Source organism: Streptomyces huiliensis, assembly GCF_020037025.1.
In the GTDB taxonomy this organism is placed as follows: Bacteria; Actinomycetota; Actinomycetes; order Streptomycetales; family Streptomycetaceae; genus Streptomyces; species Streptomyces huiliensis.
Genome location: NZ_JAIQLH010000465.1, coordinates 1 through 843, shown reverse-complemented (window position 1 = coordinate 843; position 843 = coordinate 1). Strand labels below are relative to the sequence as shown.

Sequence of the window (843 nt, the reverse complement as noted above, 5' to 3'; positions counted from 1 at the left end):
GGCCATGCCGACGACGGCGATGGGCTCGGCGGCGGTGGCGTTCCGCCGCTTCAGCCGGGCGTTCTCCTTCATGGCCGCTCGCAGGGCCGCCACGAGGTCGTGGTTGTCGACGGTCATCTCTCGTTCCCTCACTCGTCGCCGCCGCGCAGGGCCAGGCGGACCAGGGTCTCGGTGTCCATGGCGTCGAGCGCCGCTTCCTCGTCGTCCGCGCTCTCCTGCACAGGCTCCTCCGCGTCCGGGAACAGTCCGGCCTGGAGAAGCGCGGCGACGGCCCGTGGGGTGGGGTGGTCGAACACCGCGGTCACGGGCAGCCGCAGGCCGGTGACGACGCCGAGCCGGTTGCGCAGCTGGACGGCGCCCAGGGAGTCGAAGCCGAGCTCGTTGAACGGCCGGTCGGGGCCCACGGCGTCCGGCCCGGGGTACCGCAGCACGGTCGCGATCTCGCTCCGGACGAGGCGCAGGAGCGCCCGTTCGCGCTCCTTGCCCGTGCGGGCGGTGAGGTCCGCGAGGAGCGCGGCGGGTCCGGCGGTGGATCCGGCGGGCCTGGCCGCGGCCGGGGCGAGGGACCGCAGCACGGCCGGCAGCGTCCCGGCCTCGGCCTGGGCGCGGAGGGCGGCCGTGTCCAGGCGGGCGGCCAGCGGCGCGGGGTCGGCGGAGCCGAGGGTGGCGTCGAAGAGGGCCAGGCCCTCGTCGGCGGTGAGGGCGCGGACGCCGTCGCGGGCGAGCCGTGCGGTGTCCGCGCCGCTCAGATGGCCGGTCATGTCGCTGCGTTCGGCCCACAGGCCCCAGGCGACGGAGACGGCGGGCAGGCCCTGGGCGCGGCGCAGGTGGGCGAGGGTGTCC

2 protein-coding genes are annotated in these 843 nt (G+C 77.0%); both read right to left on the bottom strand.

The genetic code is table 11. The features are described from left to right. Window positions 1-117, bottom strand: a 117-nt coding sequence (locus JNW98_RS36995; protein WP_223772327.1) for a polyketide synthase docking domain-containing protein, incomplete at its 3' end; no start/stop codon positions are given. 11 nt (window positions 118-128) lie between these two features. After that, window positions 129-843: beta-ketoacyl reductase (locus JNW98_RS35155; protein ID WP_223772326.1), on the bottom strand; the 715-nt coding region annotated here is incomplete at its 5' end.